The organism is Roseateles chitinivorans, assembly GCF_050632145.1.
Taxonomy (GTDB): Bacteria; Pseudomonadota; Gammaproteobacteria; order Burkholderiales; family Burkholderiaceae_C; genus Roseateles; species Roseateles chitinivorans_B.
This window is the reverse complement of sequence record NZ_CP192577.1, coordinates 582,717-599,293: the sequence shown is the minus strand read 5'-3', so window position 1 is coordinate 599,293 and position 16,577 is coordinate 582,717. Positions and strand designations below refer to the sequence as shown.

Here is a 16,577-nt window from a genome sequence, read left to right as displayed (position 1 = left end):
CCCCGCGCGGCACCGCCCGAGCAGGGTGCCCCTGACGGCCTCTTTGACACACGCCTGTCATCGATCGATGCGCGCAGTCATCGTCCACCCGACCGCTCAGCCGGCCCGGTTGTTCCATCGGAACGGTCATCCGGCGGTCGGACCGGTGTTCGGCGAAGGCGGGAAGTCCCCCGCTGCCATAGGGGATGCACGCGACCCGTGACCCCCATCACGGTCGTCCTCCCCGCGAATGCGGGGGAGGAAAACCGATCCCGCACTGTGTCACGGCACGGGGGAGTGACACATTCGAGGCACGAGTTTCAAAAGTAGCATTTCGGCCGTTTCGACGCTTTCCAGGGACTGGTCATGAATGCTCTTTCGGTCAAGAAGCAGCTGATGTTCGCCTTCGCCGCGCTGGTCGCCGCGGTGGTGCTGGTCAGCGTCGTCGCCCTGCGCGATCTGGCTGCCGCGGATGCCCGCTTCAGCGGTTTCGTCCACGGCATCAATGAACGGGAGTCGATGGCCGTCGACGTCCGCATCGACGCCAACCGCCGCGCCATCGGCGTGCGCGACATGGTCATCGTCCAGGACGCCGCCGACGTCGAGGCGTCGAAGAAGATGGCGCTCGACGCGCACGCCGCGATCGGCCAGCACCTGAAGAAGCTGAGCGAGGCCGTGGCTGCCGCGCCTGACGCCACGCCCCGTGAGCGGGAACTGCTCGCCCGCATCGTCGAGGTCGAAGGCAAATATGGGCCGGTGGCCGCCCACATCGTCGAGCTCGCCGCCGCCGGCAAGCGCGACGAGGCGATGGCCGCCATGACCAAGGATTGCCGGCCGCTGCTGGCGGCCCTGCTCCAGTCCGCGCGCGACTACATGGAGTACGCCGCCAAGGGCGGCGACGAGGTGGCCACCGCCTCCACCGCCCAGTACCAGGCGCAGCGCTGGTGGATGTCCCTGATCAGCCTGGCGGCCGTCGGCATCGCTGTCGCGCTCGGCTGGCTGATCACCCGTCGCCTGATGACGGCGCTCGGCACCGAACCGGCGGAACTCGCCGACGCCGCCCACCGCATCGCCGACGGTGACCTGCGTCCCGTCGAAGGCGCCGCGTCGGCGCCCGCCGACAGCGTGCTGGCTTCGATGGGCGTGATGCAGTCGCAGCTGGTCACGCTGATCGGCCAGGTGCGCGGGTCGGCCGACCAGATCGCCATGGCCAGCGCCCAGATCGCCCAGGGCAACAACGACCTGTCGGCGCGCACCGAGGAACAGGCCGCCGCGATCGAAGAGACCGCCGCCTCGATGGAAGAGCTCAGCGCGACCGTGCGCCAGAACGCCGACAACGCCCAGCAGGCCAACCAGCTCGCGCGCAACGCCAGCGAGGTCGCGGTCCGCGGCGGGGAGGTGGTCGGGCAGGTCGTGGAGACCATGCGCGGCATCAACGACAGCAGCCGCCGTATCGCCGACATCATCGGCGTCATCGACGGCATCGCGTTCCAGACCAACATCCTGGCGCTGAACGCGGCGGTCGAAGCCGCACGTGCCGGCGAACAGGGGCGCGGCTTCGCCGTCGTGGCCTCCGAGGTGCGCAGCCTGGCCAGCCGTTCCGCCGGTGCGGCCAAGGAGATCAAGCAGCTCATCGGCGATAGCGTCGCCCGCGTCGAGCAGGGCACCGGTCTGGTCGACCAGGCCGGCGCGACGATGACCGAGGTCGTCGGCGCGATCCGCCGCGTCTCCGACATCGTCGGCGAGATCAGCGCCGCCAGCGTCGAGCAGAGCACCGGCGTCAGCCAGGTCGGCGATGCCATCACCCAGATGGACCGCGCCACGCAGCAGAACGCCTCGCTGGTCCAGGAGAGCGCCGCTGCGGCGGACAGCATGAAGCGGCAGGCCGCCGACATGGTCGGCGCCGTGGCGGTCTTCCACATCGGTGGCGACGAGCGGCGTGCGGTGCCGGTCGCTTCAACCGCTTCCGCCGCGCCCGCCCTGCGATCCGCCCCGCGGCCCGACATCCAGGTCGCCGCGCGGGCGGCGACGCCGCCGAGGACGACGTCGCCGCGGGCCGTGCCGGCGCAGGCCACGGTGACGACCACCGCGACCGGCGGCGCCGGCGGCGCCCGACCCAGCGTTCGCGTGGTCGCGGCCACGACCGCCCCGAAGCGCCGCTCGGCACCGACGCCGGATCTGCAGGTCGTCCGTCCGGTCGCGGCGCCTGCCCGTCCGGTCGCCGAGCCGGTGCTGGCCGGCGACGACGACTGGACCTCCTTCTGAGCGTCCTTGCCGGGGCGGTGCCGTCGGGACTTCCCTGTCCCGAAAGAGAAGGATGTCGAGGGGCACCGCTCCTGACTATGCTTCGCGCACCGTCGCGGTGCTCGTGGCGGGCGCCGAGGAGGTATCCATGCCCGCTCTCCGTACCGCCAGTCCCCTGGCCCGATTCGACTATCCGCACTCGGCGCGCCGCGAGATGCTGGCCTTCCTGCCGAAGGAGTGCCGGCGGCTGCTGGACGTGGGCTGCAACACCGGGGCCTTCGGAGAGGCCGTCAAGCTGGCCCATCCCGGGACCGAGGTCTGGGGCGTCGAACCCGATGCCGGCGCCGCGGAGCGTGCCGCCGCGCACCTGGACCGGGTCATGCAGGGGTTCTTCGGCCCGTCCCTGACGCTGCCCGAGTCCCACTTCGACGTCATCTCCTTCAACGACGTGCTCGAGCACATGCCCGATCCGTGGGCCGCGCTCAACCATGCCGCGCCGCTGCTCGCCCCGGGCGGCGTCGTGCTGGTCTCGCTGCCCAACCTGCTGCACCTGGACACGATCTGGCCGCTCGTCCACGACCGGGACTTCCGCTACGAGCCCTGCGGCGTCCGCGACCGGACGCACCTGCGCTTCTTCACCCGCACCAGCGCGCTGCGCATGTTCGACGAGTGCGGCTACGAGGTGCTCAGCGTCCAGGGCATCAACGAGCAGTGGTACACCTCCTCGCTCAAGCGCCGGCTGGCCTTCCGGCTCTTCGGGCGGCAGCTCGAGGAGACGAAGTGGGTGCAGTTCGCCTTCGTCGCCCGGCCCAAGGCGCCCCGGCTGGTGTCCTGACGGGGGTCCTGGACGGTGGGATGAATCGCCCCACCGCCGATGGGTGTCCTCCGCAGCCGCGACAATGCGTCGCATGCGCGCCCTGATCGACCTGCTGATCCAACACGACTTCCTGCTCGTCTTCCTCGTGACGCTGGCCGCGCGCATCGGTGCGCCCGTGCCGGCCGCGCCGCTGCTGGTGGTGGCGGGCGGACTGGCCGCCGCGGGGCGGCTGTCGTCGCTGTCGCTGGTCGTGGCGGCGGTGCTCGCCAACGTCCTGGGCGACGCGATCTGGTTCATCGCCGGCCGCAGCTACGGCCACCGGGTGCTGCGCCTGTTGTGCCGCGTCTCGCTCTCGCCCGACGTCTGCGTCCGGCAGAGCGAAAGCCTCATCGCGCGCTGGGGCGGCAGCTCGCTGCTGGCGGCGAAGTTCCTGCCCGGCATCTCGGTCGTCGCGGCGCCCATGGCCGGTGCGCTCGGCATGGGCTGGCGGCGCTTCATCGCCTACGACGCCGTCGCCGGCCTGGTCTGGACGGCGTGTTTCCTCGGCCTCGGACTGATCTTCAGCGACCAGATCCAGGACGTGCTGGACTTCCTCTCCAACGCCGGCATCTTCGCGGTGGCCGCGATCGTCGCGGTGCTCGCGCTCCTGATCGGCAACCGCTGGCGGCGCCGCCGCCAGATGGCGAAGCTGCAGGGCGAGGTCGAGCGCATCAGCGTCGAGGACGCCGCCGCGCTCTGCGAGCAGGACATGGCGCCGCTCTTCATCGATGTGCGCAGCGATCCCGGCCGGGCCGCCGATCCGCGCACGCTGCCGGGCGCGCTCAACATCCCGCTGACCCGCCTGCCGGAGTACGCGGCGCAACTGCCCGACGACCGCCTGCTGGTCCTCTACTGCAACTGCCCGAACGAGGTCTCCGCGATCCAGGGCGCACACGAACTCCTCAAGCGCGGTCACCCGAGGGTGCTGGCGCTGGACGGCGGCCTGGACGGCTGGCACGAACTGCAGCGTCGTCAGGGCCGGGACCGGGGCGACAGCGGCGACGGCGATGCGGCCGGGCAGCCGCCCAAGCCGGTGGCGACCGCGTCCGGCACGGCGTCCACCGCCCTGCATTCGGCGACGCCCGCCGTCCCCTGATCTGAGGAGGGGCGGCTCCCGCAGCTGGCCCGGGGCTTGCATACTCGCGGCCATGAGCGTTGCCGTCCTGCCCGTCGCCTCGCCGGTCCTCGCGCCGACCATCCTCGACCTGGAGGCGTCCGGTTTCGGGCGGGGCAGCTACCCGATCGAGATCGGTTTCGTCGAGGCGGGCGGCCTGCCGTTCTGCTCGTTGATCCAGCCTGCGCCCGAGTGGGAGCACTGGGACGAGCAGGCCGAAGCGCTGCACGGCATCACCCGCGAGCTCCTGCTGCGTCATGGACGCCCGCGTGAATGGGTCGTCGATGAGCTCAACAGGCGCCTGGCGGGCCAGACGGTCTACTCGGACAGCTGGGGTCACGATTACCCGTGGATGAGCAAGCTGTTCGACAGTGTCGGCCGCCTGCCGCGTTTCCGGATCGAGGATCTGCGCCGCCTGCTCAGCGAAGAGGAGGCCGGGCGCTGGAATGCGGTCCAGCAGGAGGTCCGGGCGGAGGCGAAGCTGCGGCGTCATCGTGCGAGTGCCGATGCCAAGGTCCTGCAGATGACGCTGATGCGCCTGAAGCACGGCCCGTTGACGCCGACCGCGTCATTGGACGGCCGCAGTCCGGGCGACTTCGGCAACTGCGGCTGACCGCGCCTCTCGCGCGCGCCGGCAACGCAGTCAGCCGTCCCCCATCCCAACGCAGTCCGCCGCTCCCGGACCTGACGGCGTCAACCGATCTCGGTGGGGCCGGAATGGGGCTTGGGGGTCCTGGAGGGATCCCCCATGCCCCGTGGAGTGCCCGCGCCTGGCCATGCGGAGTCCGACTGCGATGGCGACGGCGACTGCGACTGCGCAGACTTCCGTTCCGCACAAAGGCTCCCGCTCGATCGGCCTCGCCCCGCGCGTTTGGCGCGATAGAGCTGCTCATCCGCCTGAGTGACGAGCGCATCGATATCGGCCTGCCTGGCCCATTGGACGCAGAACCCGACGCTGGTGCCGATGTGGAGTTCGAGCGCACCGATGCGGAACGGCATGGTCAGTGCGTGCACCAGCTTGTCTGCGACGACCTGCGCGTCGACCGGTTTCGCGACGTGGGTGAGGAACACGGCGAACTCATCCCCGCCGATGCGCGCGACCAGGTCCTGGGGACGCAGCGCATGCCGGAGTCTGCCGGCGACGGCCTTGAGCAGCGCATCGCCGACGGGATGGCCGTACTCGTCATTGACGGGTTTGAAGCGGTCGAGGTCGAGGTACAGCAGCGCGACCAGTTCGTCGCGGTCGGTGGCGCGGCCGAGCGCGGCGTTGACCTGCGACGCGAACCCCGCGCGGTTGAGCAGCTCGGTGAGCGGGTCCGTGTTGGAGGCCTTCAGCAGCCGCATCTGTTCCTGCTTGACGTCGGTGACGTCGCGCGCGACGCCGTAGGCGCCGATGATGGTGCCGTCGTCGGTGACCAGCGGCGCGTAGGTCAGCTCGACGTAGCGCGTCCCGCCGCGATCGTCGCCGTCCAGCGGCATCGGGCGGCTGGTGCCGTCGTCGTCGCGCATCTCGACGACGCTGGTCTCGCCCGCGAACGCGCGCTCGATCAGTGGGTGCACGGCCGGGTACAGGTCGCCGAAGACATCGGCGGCGAGGCTGCCCAGCCAGGACTTCTCCGGGATGTCGAAGCGGCGCTCGAAGGCCTTGTTGCAGAACAGCACGCGTTCGTCGGTGTCGACCGCCAGCATCATGACGTTGACGCTCTGCGCCATCGCGCTCATGACGGCCTGGTTGCGTTCGCGTTCACGGCGGGCGGCGAGCTGGGCGCTGATGTCGGCGATGGTGCCGGCGTGCGCGACGATGCGCCCGCCCAGACGCATCGGCCGCATGCGCAGCCGCACCAGCATCTCCGTGCCGTCGCGGCGCGTCAGCTGCCGCACGCGGTCCACCGGCTCGCCGACCGCGACCAGCGCGGCCCACTGCTCGCGGGTCGACTCTCGCTCCGATGCCGGCAGGCGGTCCAGCCAGCCCCAGGCCAGGTGCTGCCGGTCGACCTCCAGCAGGCGGAGGTAGGTCTCGTTGGCATACACGGTGCGGCCCTGGAGGTCGCAGCGGAAGAGCCCCATCGGCGAGGCGTCGGCGGTGGCCTCGCGTTCGGCCTCGCGCAGCCGGGCGCGCTGCTGTAGCCGCGTGAACCAGGCCATCAGGCCGACGGCGATCACGGTGACCAGGAGCGAGAACCCCAGCACCGCGCGCCGCTGCTGCAGGTAGCCGGCCAGGATGCGGTCGCGTTCGAAGGACACGAACAGGCGCAGCGGGTAGTCCTGCAGCACGCGGTAGGACACGATGCGGTCGCGTCCGTCGGCGGGGCTCTGCGTCACCATGAACTGGCCGCTGGCCGGCGGGCTCGGCGGGAGCACCTCGCCGCCGGGGACCTGCCGCATGTTGGTGCCGACGAGGCCGGGCACTTCGGGCCAGCGCGCCATCGCGACGCCGTCGTCGCGCTCCAGCAGCACCGCCATGCCCGAGCGCATCGACCGCGTGCGGTACAGACGCAGCAGCGCGTCGAGGTCGATGAAGCCGACCGTCGCGGTGAACGGGCCGGTCGGCGCGCTCAGGCGCGTGGCCATCGGTAGCACGAGGTGGGCACCCGGCCGCAACCGGAGGGGCGCGCCGAGGACGATGCTCGGCGCGCCGGGGCGGCCGAGCTCGGACAGGAAGCTCTTCGGGCCGAGGTCGACATAGGGTTCGCCGGTGACCGACGGGATGCGCCACAAGCGGCCGTCGGCGCTGGCGAGCATCACGTCGGTGATCCCGCGCGAGTTGTCGCGCAGCGAGTCGGCCAGCAGGGACACGGTGGCGTCGAGGTCCTGGCGCTCGCTCCTGCGGGTGAGCAGCAGCAGGTCGAGGGTGCGCAGGCTGCCCTCGGTCTCGCGCAGCAGCTGTTCCGTGTCCTGGGTCGCGTTGAGCGCGATGCCGTGCAGGTCGTCCTGCAAATCCTCGACCAGCGATTTCGGATAGAGCAGCGCGAACCACAGCACCAGCGCCCACAGCACGACCAGCACCAGCCCCAGTGCCAGGAACGGGCCGAAGACCACCAGGCGTCTCACCTGGAGGCGCTCCGCGACGGACTGGCTGAACGAGGGGGCGGGCATCGGTCGGATTGTGGCCGTGCCGCGTACGGCCTCAAACGCCCAACAACGGGGGCCCGGGCGGGTTTTTCGAGGCGTCCGGCACGTGGCTGTCCGGGTCGTCGCGGGCCAGTTCGGTCAGGCAGCGCAGGCACAGGCACCGGTCGGGCCAGCGCTCGGCGAGTTCGCGCTTGAGACCTTCGCCCAGCCGCGTGCCGAAGCAGGCGCACCAGCCGTCGTTCACGCCGCAATGAAAGCCGCCGCCGCAGCGCGGGCAGGCGGTGTCGAGACCGTTGTCCGTCTTGACCGTGCGGGTGGGGAGCGGCGTCGGCGTGCTCATGGCGACGATTGTCGACGATGCTCAGCCGAACAGGTCGCGATGCTGTTCCCGCAGCAGGTTCTTCTGCACCTTGCCCATCGCGTTGCGCGGCAGTTCGCGCTCGACGAAGACCCGCTTGGGCACCTTGAAGCCGGCGATGCGGTCCTTCAGCGCCGCGACCAGCGTGGCGCCGTCCAGCGCGGCGCCGGATCGCGGCACCACCACGGCGATCACGCCTTCGCCGAAGTCCGGGTGCGGGACGCCGACGACGGCCGATTCGGCCACACCGGGCAGCTCGTTGAGCCAGCCCTCGATCTCCGCCGGGTACACGTTGTAGCCGCCGGTGATGATCAGGTCCTTGCTCCGGCCCACGATCGTCACGTAGCCGCGGTCGTCCCGGCGGCCCACGTCGCCGGTCTTGAACCAGCCGTCGGCGGTGAACTCCTCCCTGGTCTTCTCCGGCATGCGCCAGTACCCCGAGAAGACGTTGGGCCCGCTCACCTGGATGTGGCCGATCTCGCCGTCGCCGGTGCTCGGACAGGGCGTGCCCGCGTCGTCGACGACGCGCAGGCCCACGCCCGGCAGCGGGTGGCCGACCGTGCCGCCGCGGCGCTCGCCGTCCTCGGCCCGGTAGGGGTTGGAGGTCAGCATGACGGTCTCGCTCATGCCGTAGCGTTCCAGGATCGTGAACCCGGTGCGGCGCTGCCACTCGTGGAAGGTCTCGATCAGCAGCGGCGCGGAACCGCTGATGAACAGCCGCATGCGCGCGCAGGCGTCCTTCGTCAGCGTGGCCTGCTCGAGCAACCGCACGTACAGCGTCGGCACGCCCATGAACAGCGTCGCGTCCGGCAGCCGCGCGATCACGCCGCGCGGGTCGAAGCGGTTGAACCACAGCATCTTCGCCCCGGCCAGCAGCGCCCCGTGCGACGCGACGAACAGCCCGTGCACGTGGAAGATCGGCAGCGCATGGATCAGCACGTCGTCCGCCTTCCAGCCCCAGGCGTGCCTGAGCACCTCCGCGTTGGAGAGCAGGTTGCCATGGCTCAGCATCGCGCCCTTGCTGCGACCCGTCGTGCCGCTGGTGTAGAGGATCGCGGCCAGCTCATCGGCGTCCTTCTCGGCCACCTGGTGCGTGTCGGGCATCTGCACCGCGCGGTCCAGCAGCGTGCCGCTGCGGTCCTCGTTCAGCGTGAACACCCACGGCACCTTGGCCTGGAACGCCAGCTTGCTGATCCAGCCGAAGTGCTTCCCCGCGCAGACCACCACGGCCGGTTCCGCGTTGCCGATGAAGTACTCGAGCTCGGCGGCCTGGTAGGCCGTGTTCAGCGGCAGGTAGACATAGCCGGCGCGCAGCACCGCGAGGTAGAGCAGCAGCGCCTCGACGCTCTTCTCCGTCTGCACCGCCACGCGGCTGCCCGCGGGCAGCTCCAGCGAGTCCAGCAGGTTGGCGATCATCGCCGTGGCGCGGTCGATGTCGCGCCAGCTGTAGCGCTGGCCGGCGTCGGGACCGTCGGCCAGCTCGATCGCGCAGGCGTCCAGGTCGTCGGAGAAATTCGCGCGCAGCGCGGCGAACAGGTTGGCGTTCGCGGTGGCTTTCTGGGGAGCGTTCATGTCGGGGTCGCTGGCCGGAGTTCAGGCGGTCGCTGTCGGATCAATCCAGTTTCGCACCGCTGCGCTTGACCACGTCGGCCCAGCGCACGACCTCGCCGTGCACGAACTTGCCGAAGGCATCGCCGTAGAGGGTGGGCATCTCGGTACCCAGGCCGGTCCAGATGTTCTTCAGCTCCTCGGTCGCATAGGCCTTGCGCAGTTCGGCCTGCATCGCGGTGATCACCTCCTTCGGCGTTCCCTTCGGCGCCCACAGACCGTACCAGGTCGAGACCTGGTACTGCGGGATCCCAGCCTCCACCGCGCTCGGGATGTCCGGGAAGCCTGGCGCGCGCTTGGAGGAGGCCACCGCCAGCGCCTTGATGCGGCCGCCGCGGATATGGGCGGCCGACGAGCCCAGGCCGTCGAACATCAGGTCCACCTGGCCCGCCATCAGGTCCTGCAGCGCCGGGCCGGCGCCGCGGTAGGGGATGTGGGTGATGAAGGTCTGCGTCTGCAGCTTGAAGAGTTCGCCCGCCAGGTGGTGCGAGGTGCCGTTGCCCGCCGACCCGTAGTTCAGCTTGCCGGGGTTCTTCTTCAGGAAGTCCAGCAGGCCCTTCACGTCGGTGGCCTGCACCTTCGACGGATTGATCACGATGACCTGCGGCACGCTGGAGACCAGGGCCACGGGAATGAAGTCCTCCTCGAGCTTGTACTCGAGCTTGGGGTACATGGCCGGCGCGATCGTGTGGTGCACCGCGCCCATGAAGAAGGTGTAGCCGTCCGGCTGCGCCTTGGACGCGAGGGTCGCGCCCACGGTGCCGCCAGCGCCGCCCTTGTTGTCGATGATGAACTGCTTGCCGGTCTGCTTGGTCAGCACGGCCGTCAGCGGCCGCGCGAAGGCGTCGGTGCCGCCGCCGGCCGGGAAGGGCACGACGATGACCACCGGCCGGCTCGGCCAGGCGGCCTGCGCGAACGCCGACGGCGCGATCCCGGCGCCCGCGGCGGTCAGGGAAGCCAGGGCGGCGGCGCCCAGCAGGCGGCGGCGGGTCGTGGAACTCTGGGTCATGCGTGTCTCCTGTGGGCCTCTGCGGGCCGCGGTGTCGGTGGGCAAGGGTTGCAGAGAAGGGTCGAAGAAGTCAGAGCAGACCGCCGACGGCGCGCGCCGTCGCGATCTCCCCCTGGGTGAAGGCTTCGTGGTGCTGCTCGATGCGGTCGAGGTCGTAGAGGTAATTGACCATCATCCCGTGCGACTGTTTCATTCCTTTGGCCGAGCGGTCGCCGCCGGGATTGAGGCGCTCCAGCCGGGCGCCGTTGTCGAGATGGAACCGCGCGACCGGATCTCCGCCCGGGAGCGGCGTCTGGCCGATCAGGTAGACGGCGGCCAGGCGGCGCAGGTCGGCCTGCAGCGCCTCGTCGTCGAGCGCGCCGGGGCTGGCGAGCTCGGCCGGCGTGTGGTGTCCCAGTCGCTCGAGCGCCTCGGCGGCGCGCGTGCGCTGCGCCGGCTTCAGGCCGGGCAGATCCGAGAGGCCCGGGCGTTCCGGGGCGGCGCCGTCCGCCGCCCGCATCGCCTGCAGCCACGCGGCGAAGCCGGGGATCGGCGACAGCGTGCAGAAGAGCTTCAGCCGCGGCAGCTCCTGCCGCAGATGTTCGGCCACGCGCTTGATCAGGAAGTTGCCCAGCGATACTCCGCGCAGGCCCGGCTCGCAGTTGCTGATCGAATAGAACACGGCGGCCTTGAAGCTGTTGGGCGGCATCGCTTCGCTGCGCTTGACGATCAGCGGCGCGATCGCGTCCGGCATGTCGGGCAGCAGCGCGATCTCCACGAAGATCAGCGGCTCGTCCGGCAGCTGCGGATGGAAGAAGGCGAACAGCCGCCGGTCCGGCAACAGCCGGCGCCGCAGGTCGTCCCAGCCGTCGATCGCATGCACCGCCTCGTGCCGGATGATCTGCTCCAGCAGGTGCGCGGGCGAGTGCCAGTCGACCTGGCGCATCTCCAGGAAGCCGGGGTTGAACCACGAGGACAGCAGGTGCAGCAGGTCGGCGTCGACCATGCGCCAGTCCGGGTGCGAGGACAGGCCTTCCAGCAACCGGCGTCGCATCCGCACCAGCGTGCCCGTGCCGCCGGGCGCGCGGTTCAGGCGGCGGAACAGCTCCTGCCGCGGTGGCTCGCTCACTTCGGTCAACTGACGCAGCGTCTCGGTGCCGGGGGCCTCGGCATAGGCCTGCGCGGCGCGCAGCACGGCCGCGGGGTCCGGATTGAAATCGGCGGCCAGCTTGTCGAACACGGCCGGCCAGGCGTCCGCCGGCAGCGCGCCCATCCGGCCGGTCAGATCGTGGGCAAGGCCCAGGCTGTTCGCCTGTCCGCGCTCCGACAGCAGCTTGTGCGCGAGCGACAGCACCTGCCGTGCCGCACGCGCCGAAGTCCAGGAATCCACGATGGCCATGAGGGCGGTTTATAGCCGCATCGCCTCCCGCGCGGCTCGATGCCTGCCCCGGGGATTCCCCAGGGCGTTCGTCTCCCGGGACGGTCTTCGCACCGGGAGTCGGCTGCTACATTGGCCCGCATCAGATCCGGGGCGCCGCCGCGTGGCGGCAGGCCGACCTCGGACACCCTGCCGCACCGCGGGAGGCCCAGGACGAACGTCCAGGAGACAAGTCATGAACGACATTCCCCAGGATGCCGAGGCGGTGCTGCGGCTGGCGGCGCAGTCGATGTTCGACGTGCTGGCCAGCACCGCGCAGGGCGCCATGGTCGTGAACCGTGAGCACCGCGTCGTCTGGATCAGCGAGGGCTACAAGCGCTTCCTGCCCGCGCTCGGCTTCCGCGACGAATCCGAGTTCGTCGGCCGTCGCGTCGAGGAGGTCGTCCCCAACACCCTGATGGCCCAGGTCATCGACACCGGCCAGCCCATCCTCGTGGACCTGCTGACCAACAAGGCGGGCACCTTCCTCGTCAGCCGGCTGCCGCTGCGCGGCCCGGGCGGTGACGTCATCGGCGCGATGGGCATGGTGCTGCTGGACCACCCCGAGACGACGATGCAGCCGCTGATGAACAAGTTCGCGTGCCTGCAGGCGGAACTCGACGACACGCGACGACAGCTCGCCGCCGAGCAGTCCCGAAATCGTCGCGCCAAGCACCGGATCGTCGACTTCGTCGGATCGAGCCCCGCGGCGGTCGAGGTCAAGCGCCATGCGCGCCGTGTCGCGCAGACCGAGGCGACGGTGCTGCTGCTCGGCGAGACCGGCACCGGCAAGGAACTGCTCGCGCATGCGATCCACGCGGCCTCCCGGCGCGCGGCCCGGCCGCTGGTGTCGGTCAACATCGCCGCCGTGCCGGAAACGCTGCTGGAGGCGGAGTTCTTCGGTGTCGCGCCCGGTGCCTACACCGGCGCCGATCGCAAGGGCCGCGACGGGAAGTTCAAGCTGGCCGACGGCGGCACGCTCTTCCTCGACGAGATCGGCGACATGCCGCCGGCATTGCAGGCCAAGCTGCTGCGGGTCCTGCAGGAGCAGGAACTCGAGCCGCTCGGCAGCAACGAGGTCCTCAAGGTCGACGTCCGCGTGATCGCGGCGACCAGCCGGGACCTGGCGGCGATGGTGCGGCGCGGCGACTTCCGCGCCGATCTGTTCTACCGCCTCAACGTCCTGCCGATCCGGCTGCCGGCGCTGCGCGAGCGGCGCGAGGACATCGGGCCCCTGGTCGACGTGCTGCTGGAAGACATCGCGCGGCGCAGCGGCCTGCCCCGGAAGACCTTGAGCGTCGCGGCGCTCGAGGCCCTCGAAGGCAAGACCTGGCCCGGCAACGTGCGGGAGCTGCGCAATGCGCTGGAGCAGGCCTTCCTGATGAGCGACGATGACCAACTGCTGCCGAGGCATTTCGGGCTGCACGAGATGGCGACGACGGCGACCACGGCGATCACCACGAGCGATGCGGACGTTGCGGAGGCCGGTGCCCCTCCGAGCGACCTTCCGAGCATGCGCAGGAGTGGGAGCGAGGAGGGGCACCGGCCTACGCAACGTGGGCTCGGTGCGACGACGGCGACCTTGCCTGCCCGCAAGGCCGAGCTGGAACGCGCCGCCATCGCCCAGGCGCTGAAGAGCACCAACGGCAACCGCGTCGCCGCCGCCCGGCTGCTGGCGATTTCACGGGCGACGCTCTACGAGAAGCTGGCGAAATACCCCGAGCTCGCCTCTGCCTGACGCGTACGGCAGCGCGCGGCTGGCCGAACTGGCGACGGCCCGCCGCTACATCGTCACGTTTGGCCCGTGTTCAAGGGCTTCTTCGAGGGTTCTGGGGGCTTGCCGCCCCGTGTGCGACATGCGCATATTCGAGGTCAGGGCAGAAGACGAGGACCGGATGGACCGGCCCGCCCAGGAGACCTCATGAACACGCTCACCACGACCGCGACCGGATTCCATGCCGACGCGCCTTCCGGCGCCCGGACGACCTCGAAGGCGACGGCCCCCGGGCCTGGACGCTGGCCACCAAGCTGCGCGTGGCGGTGCTGGCCGCGGTGGTCGGCTTCGTCGTGCTGGTGATGTGGCTGAGCCACCGCTCCGCGATGAGCCTGCTGGACGTCAAGATGATCACGACGGTCGAGCAGGTCAAGAACGCCGAGCAGATCGCCAAGCGCCACTTCGACCGCATCGGCGCCGGCGGCCTCACCGAGGCCGACGCGAAGAAGGCGGCTGCCGCCGAGATCGGCAAGATCCGCTACTCCGGCAACGAGTACATCTGGATCAACGACATGACCCCCAAGATGGTCATGCACCCGATCAAGCCCGAACTCAACGACAAGGACCTGTCCGGCAACAAGGACCCGAACGGCCTGAAGCTGTTCGTCGCCTTCGTCGACACGGTCAAGGCGCAGGGCAGCGGCTTCGTCGACTACCTGTGGCCCAAGCCGGGCGCCAAGGATCCGGAGCCCAAGCGCTCCTACGTCACCGGCTTCAAGCCGTGGGGCTGGGTGATCGGCTCGGGCGTCTACATCGACGATGTCGCCGGGATCGCCCGCCGCGACGCGACGGTCGCGCTGGTGCTGGTGATCGCCGTGGGCATCGCCGCGCTGATCGCGGTCGAGTGGTTCGCGCGCGGCCTGAAGCGTCGGCTGAACCAGATGCGCGAGGTGGTCGAGGCCGTCGCCAACGGCGACCTGCGCGCGCAGGTGGTCGGCAGGGACGGCACCGGCAGCGACGAGATCGGCCAGGTGCTGACCCAGGTCGGCGCGATGCAGGGGCGCCTCAGCGATCTGGTGCGCGCGATCCGAGACGCCACCGATTCCATCCAGCATGCCTCGCGCGAGGTCGCGATGGGCAGCCAGGATCTCTCGCAGCGCAGCGAACAGGCGGCGTCCAGCCTCCAGCAGACGGCGGCGTCGATGCATGAGCTGACGCAGCAGGTCACCCATTCCGCGCAGGCCGCGCACCAGACCAATCAGCTGGCCATCGGCGCGGCCGATCGTGCCAAGCTCGGTGCCGACGTCATGGGCGAGGTCGTGCAGACGATGGACGGCATCGCCGGCGCCAGCCGCAAGATCGCCGACATCATCTCCGTCATCGACGGCGTGGCCTTCCAGACCAACATCCTGGCGCTGAACGCGGCCGTCGAGGCGGCCCGTGCGGGTGAGCAGGGACGCGGGTTCGCGGTGGTCGCCTCCGAGGTGCGCGCGCTGGCCCAGCGCAGCGCCAACGCCGCCAAGGAGATCAAGGCCTTGATCAACGACTCGGTCACGCGCGTCGACGCAGGTGGCGCGCAGGTGGGCCGCGCCGGCGAGGCGATGGGTCAGATCCTGCAGTCGGTGCAGCAGGTCAGCGGCACGGTGGCCGAGATCAGCCAATCGAGCGCGGGCCAGTCCGACGGCCTCGCGCAGATCAACCAGGCCGTGAAGCACCTCGACGACATGACGCAGCAGAATGCGGCGCTGGTCGAGGAGACCGCCGCCGCCGCCGAGTCGCTGCAACAGCAGGCCCGCCTGCTCAACGAGCACGTCGCGACCTTCCGCACCTGAGGACGCGCTGTCCGATGTCTGGACATTGACTGGATTCCAGACACCCTTGCGCTTCTCGCCATACGCCGCTGTCTGGATTCCGGACAGCGGCGTTGTCGTTTCTGGCCTGCCGACGTCGGCACGGACCTTGCGATGTGGGACCCTCGAGACCGGCGCACGACCGGTCCGCCCACAGGAGACAAGATCCATGACCCACGGCTTCATCCGCGCCGCGACGGGCGCGGTCCTGGCGTTGTCCGCCGTTTTCGGCGGCGGCACCGCGGTGCTCGCGCAAGGCAAGGACATCCGCATCGCCCATGTCTACAGCCGCACCGGCCCGCTCGAGGCCTACGGCAAGCAGACGCAGACCGGATTCCTGATGGGCCTGGACTATGCGACCGGCGGCACGATGACGGTGGCGGGGCGCAAGCTCGTCGTCATCGAGAAGGACGATCAGGGCAAGCCCGACGTCGGCAAGAGCCTGCTGGCCGCCGCTTACGGGGACGACAAGGCGGATATCGCCGTCGGTCCGTCCTCCTCGGGCGTCGCGCTCGCGTTGCTGCCGGTGGCCGAGGAGTACAAGAAGATCCTGCTCGTCGAGCCTGCCGTCGCCGATTCGATCACTGGCGACAAGTGGAACAAGTACATCTTCCGGACCGGCCGCAACAGCTCGCAGGATGCGATCTCGAACGCGGTCGCGCTCGACAAGCCCGGGACGGTGATCGCCACGCTGGCGCAGGACTACGCCTTCGGACGTGACGGCGTGAAGGCCTTCAAGGACGCGATCAAGAAGGCCAAGGTGATCCATGAGGAATACCTGCCCACCACGACGACCGACTTCACCGCCGGCGCGCAGCGGCTCATCGACCGGCTCAAGGACCAGCCCGGTCGCAAGGTGATCTTCATCATCTGGGCCGGTGCGGGCAACCCGTTCAAGATCGCCGACCTCGATCTCAAGCGCTACGGCATCGAGATCGCCACCGGCGGCAACATCCTGCCGGCGATGGCGGCGTACAAGGCGCTGCCGGGCATGGAGGGCGCGACCTACTACTACTTCGGCATTCCGAAGAACCCGGTCAACGAGTGGCTGGTGGCCAACCACTACAAGCAGTTCAAGACCCCGCCCGACTTCTTCACCACCGGCGGCATGAGCGCGGCGATCGCGGTCGTCGAGGCGCTCAAGAAGACCGGCGGCGACACGGCCACCAACAAGCTCATCAAGGCCATGGAAGGCATGAGCTTCGAGACGCCCAAGGGCCGCATGACCTTCCGGCCCGAGGACCACCAGGCGATGCAGTCGATGTACCACTTCAAGATCAAGGTGGATCCGGCTTTCGCCTGGGGTGTGCCCGAGCTGGTGCGCGAGATCAAGCCGGAAGAAATGGCCATCCCCATCCGCAACAAACGCTGAGCGCT

The 16,577-nt window shown here is 70.0% G+C and carries 12 protein-coding genes; 7 read left to right on the top strand and 5 right to left on the bottom strand.

Annotated elements, in window-relative coordinates:
• The first annotated feature begins 339 nt into the window (after positions 1 to 339).
• The 4 genes from ACQ86G_RS02750 to ACQ86G_RS02735 all read left to right on the top strand — a co-directional run bounded on the left by ACQ86G_RS02750 (position 340) and on the right by ACQ86G_RS02735 (position 4,806).
• Entirely contained in the window at positions 340 to 2,244 is a 1,905-nt protein-coding gene (locus ACQ86G_RS02750; protein WP_431261319.1) for a methyl-accepting chemotaxis protein, read from the top strand.
• 127 nt (positions 2,245 to 2,371) lie between these two features.
• Positions 2,372 to 3,058 carry a class I SAM-dependent methyltransferase gene (locus tag ACQ86G_RS02745; protein WP_431259207.1) on the top strand — a complete coding sequence of 229 codons (687 nt, stop codon included), beginning with the start codon at positions 2,372 to 2,374 and terminating at the stop codon, positions 3,056 to 3,058.
• 73 nt (positions 3,059 to 3,131) lie between these two features.
• On the top strand, positions 3,132 to 4,175 hold the full coding sequence (locus ACQ86G_RS02740; RefSeq protein WP_431259206.1) for a VTT domain-containing protein: 1,044 nt from the start codon (positions 3,132 to 3,134) through the stop codon (positions 4,173 to 4,175).
• Between the two features lie 52 nt (positions 4,176 to 4,227).
• On the top strand, positions 4,228 to 4,806 hold the full coding sequence (locus tag ACQ86G_RS02735; RefSeq protein WP_431259205.1) for a 3'-5' exonuclease: 579 nt from the start codon (positions 4,228 to 4,230) through the stop codon (positions 4,804 to 4,806).
• 80 nt (positions 4,807 to 4,886) lie between these two features.
• Here ACQ86G_RS02735 and ACQ86G_RS02730 read toward each other — a convergent pair whose 3' ends face one another.
• The 5 genes from ACQ86G_RS02730 to ACQ86G_RS02710 form a co-directional block, all read right to left on the bottom strand.
• Positions 4,887 to 7,289, bottom strand: coding sequence for a diguanylate cyclase domain-containing protein (locus ACQ86G_RS02730; RefSeq protein ID WP_431259204.1), 2,403 nt, complete (start codon positions 7,287 to 7,289; stop codon positions 4,887 to 4,889).
• A gap of 31 nt (positions 7,290 to 7,320) precedes the next feature.
• Positions 7,321 to 7,605: a cysteine-rich CWC family protein gene (locus ACQ86G_RS02725; RefSeq protein WP_431259203.1), complete on the bottom strand. Its 285-nt coding sequence runs from the start codon at positions 7,603 to 7,605 to the stop codon at positions 7,321 to 7,323.
• 21 nt (positions 7,606 to 7,626) lie between these two features.
• On the bottom strand, positions 7,627 to 9,195 hold the full coding sequence (locus ACQ86G_RS02720; protein WP_431259202.1) for a malonate--CoA ligase: 1,569 nt from the start codon (positions 9,193 to 9,195) through the stop codon (positions 7,627 to 7,629).
• Between the two features lie 40 nt (positions 9,196 to 9,235).
• Positions 9,236 to 10,240: a Bug family tripartite tricarboxylate transporter substrate binding protein gene (locus ACQ86G_RS02715; RefSeq protein ID WP_431259201.1), complete on the bottom strand. Its 1,005-nt coding sequence runs from the start codon at positions 10,238 to 10,240 to the stop codon at positions 9,236 to 9,238.
• 70 nt (positions 10,241 to 10,310) lie between these two features.
• Positions 10,311 to 11,618 carry a malonyl-CoA decarboxylase domain-containing protein gene (locus ACQ86G_RS02710; protein ID WP_431259200.1) on the bottom strand — a complete coding sequence of 436 codons (1,308 nt, stop codon included), beginning with the start codon at positions 11,616 to 11,618 and terminating at the stop codon, positions 10,311 to 10,313.
• A gap of 214 nt (positions 11,619 to 11,832) precedes the next feature.
• Between ACQ86G_RS02710 and ACQ86G_RS02705 the strand changes: the two genes are divergently transcribed.
• The 3 genes from ACQ86G_RS02705 (at position 11,833) to ACQ86G_RS02695 (ending at position 16,572) form a co-directional block, all read left to right on the top strand.
• Entirely contained in the window at positions 11,833 to 13,374 is a 1,542-nt protein-coding gene (locus ACQ86G_RS02705; protein WP_431259199.1) for a sigma-54 interaction domain-containing protein, read from the top strand.
• 296 nt (positions 13,375 to 13,670) lie between these two features.
• The gene (locus ACQ86G_RS02700; protein ID WP_431259198.1) at positions 13,671 to 15,182 is read left to right on the top strand and encodes a methyl-accepting chemotaxis protein; all 1,512 of its coding nucleotides are present in this window, start codon (positions 13,671 to 13,673) and stop codon (positions 15,180 to 15,182) included.
• A 187-nt stretch (positions 15,183 to 15,369) separates the two neighbouring features.
• Complete coding sequence (locus tag ACQ86G_RS02695; protein ID WP_431259197.1) at positions 15,370 to 16,572, top strand: substrate-binding domain-containing protein; 1,203 nt, start codon at positions 15,370 to 15,372, stop codon at positions 16,570 to 16,572.
• Positions 16,573 to 16,577: the final 5 nt, after the last annotated feature.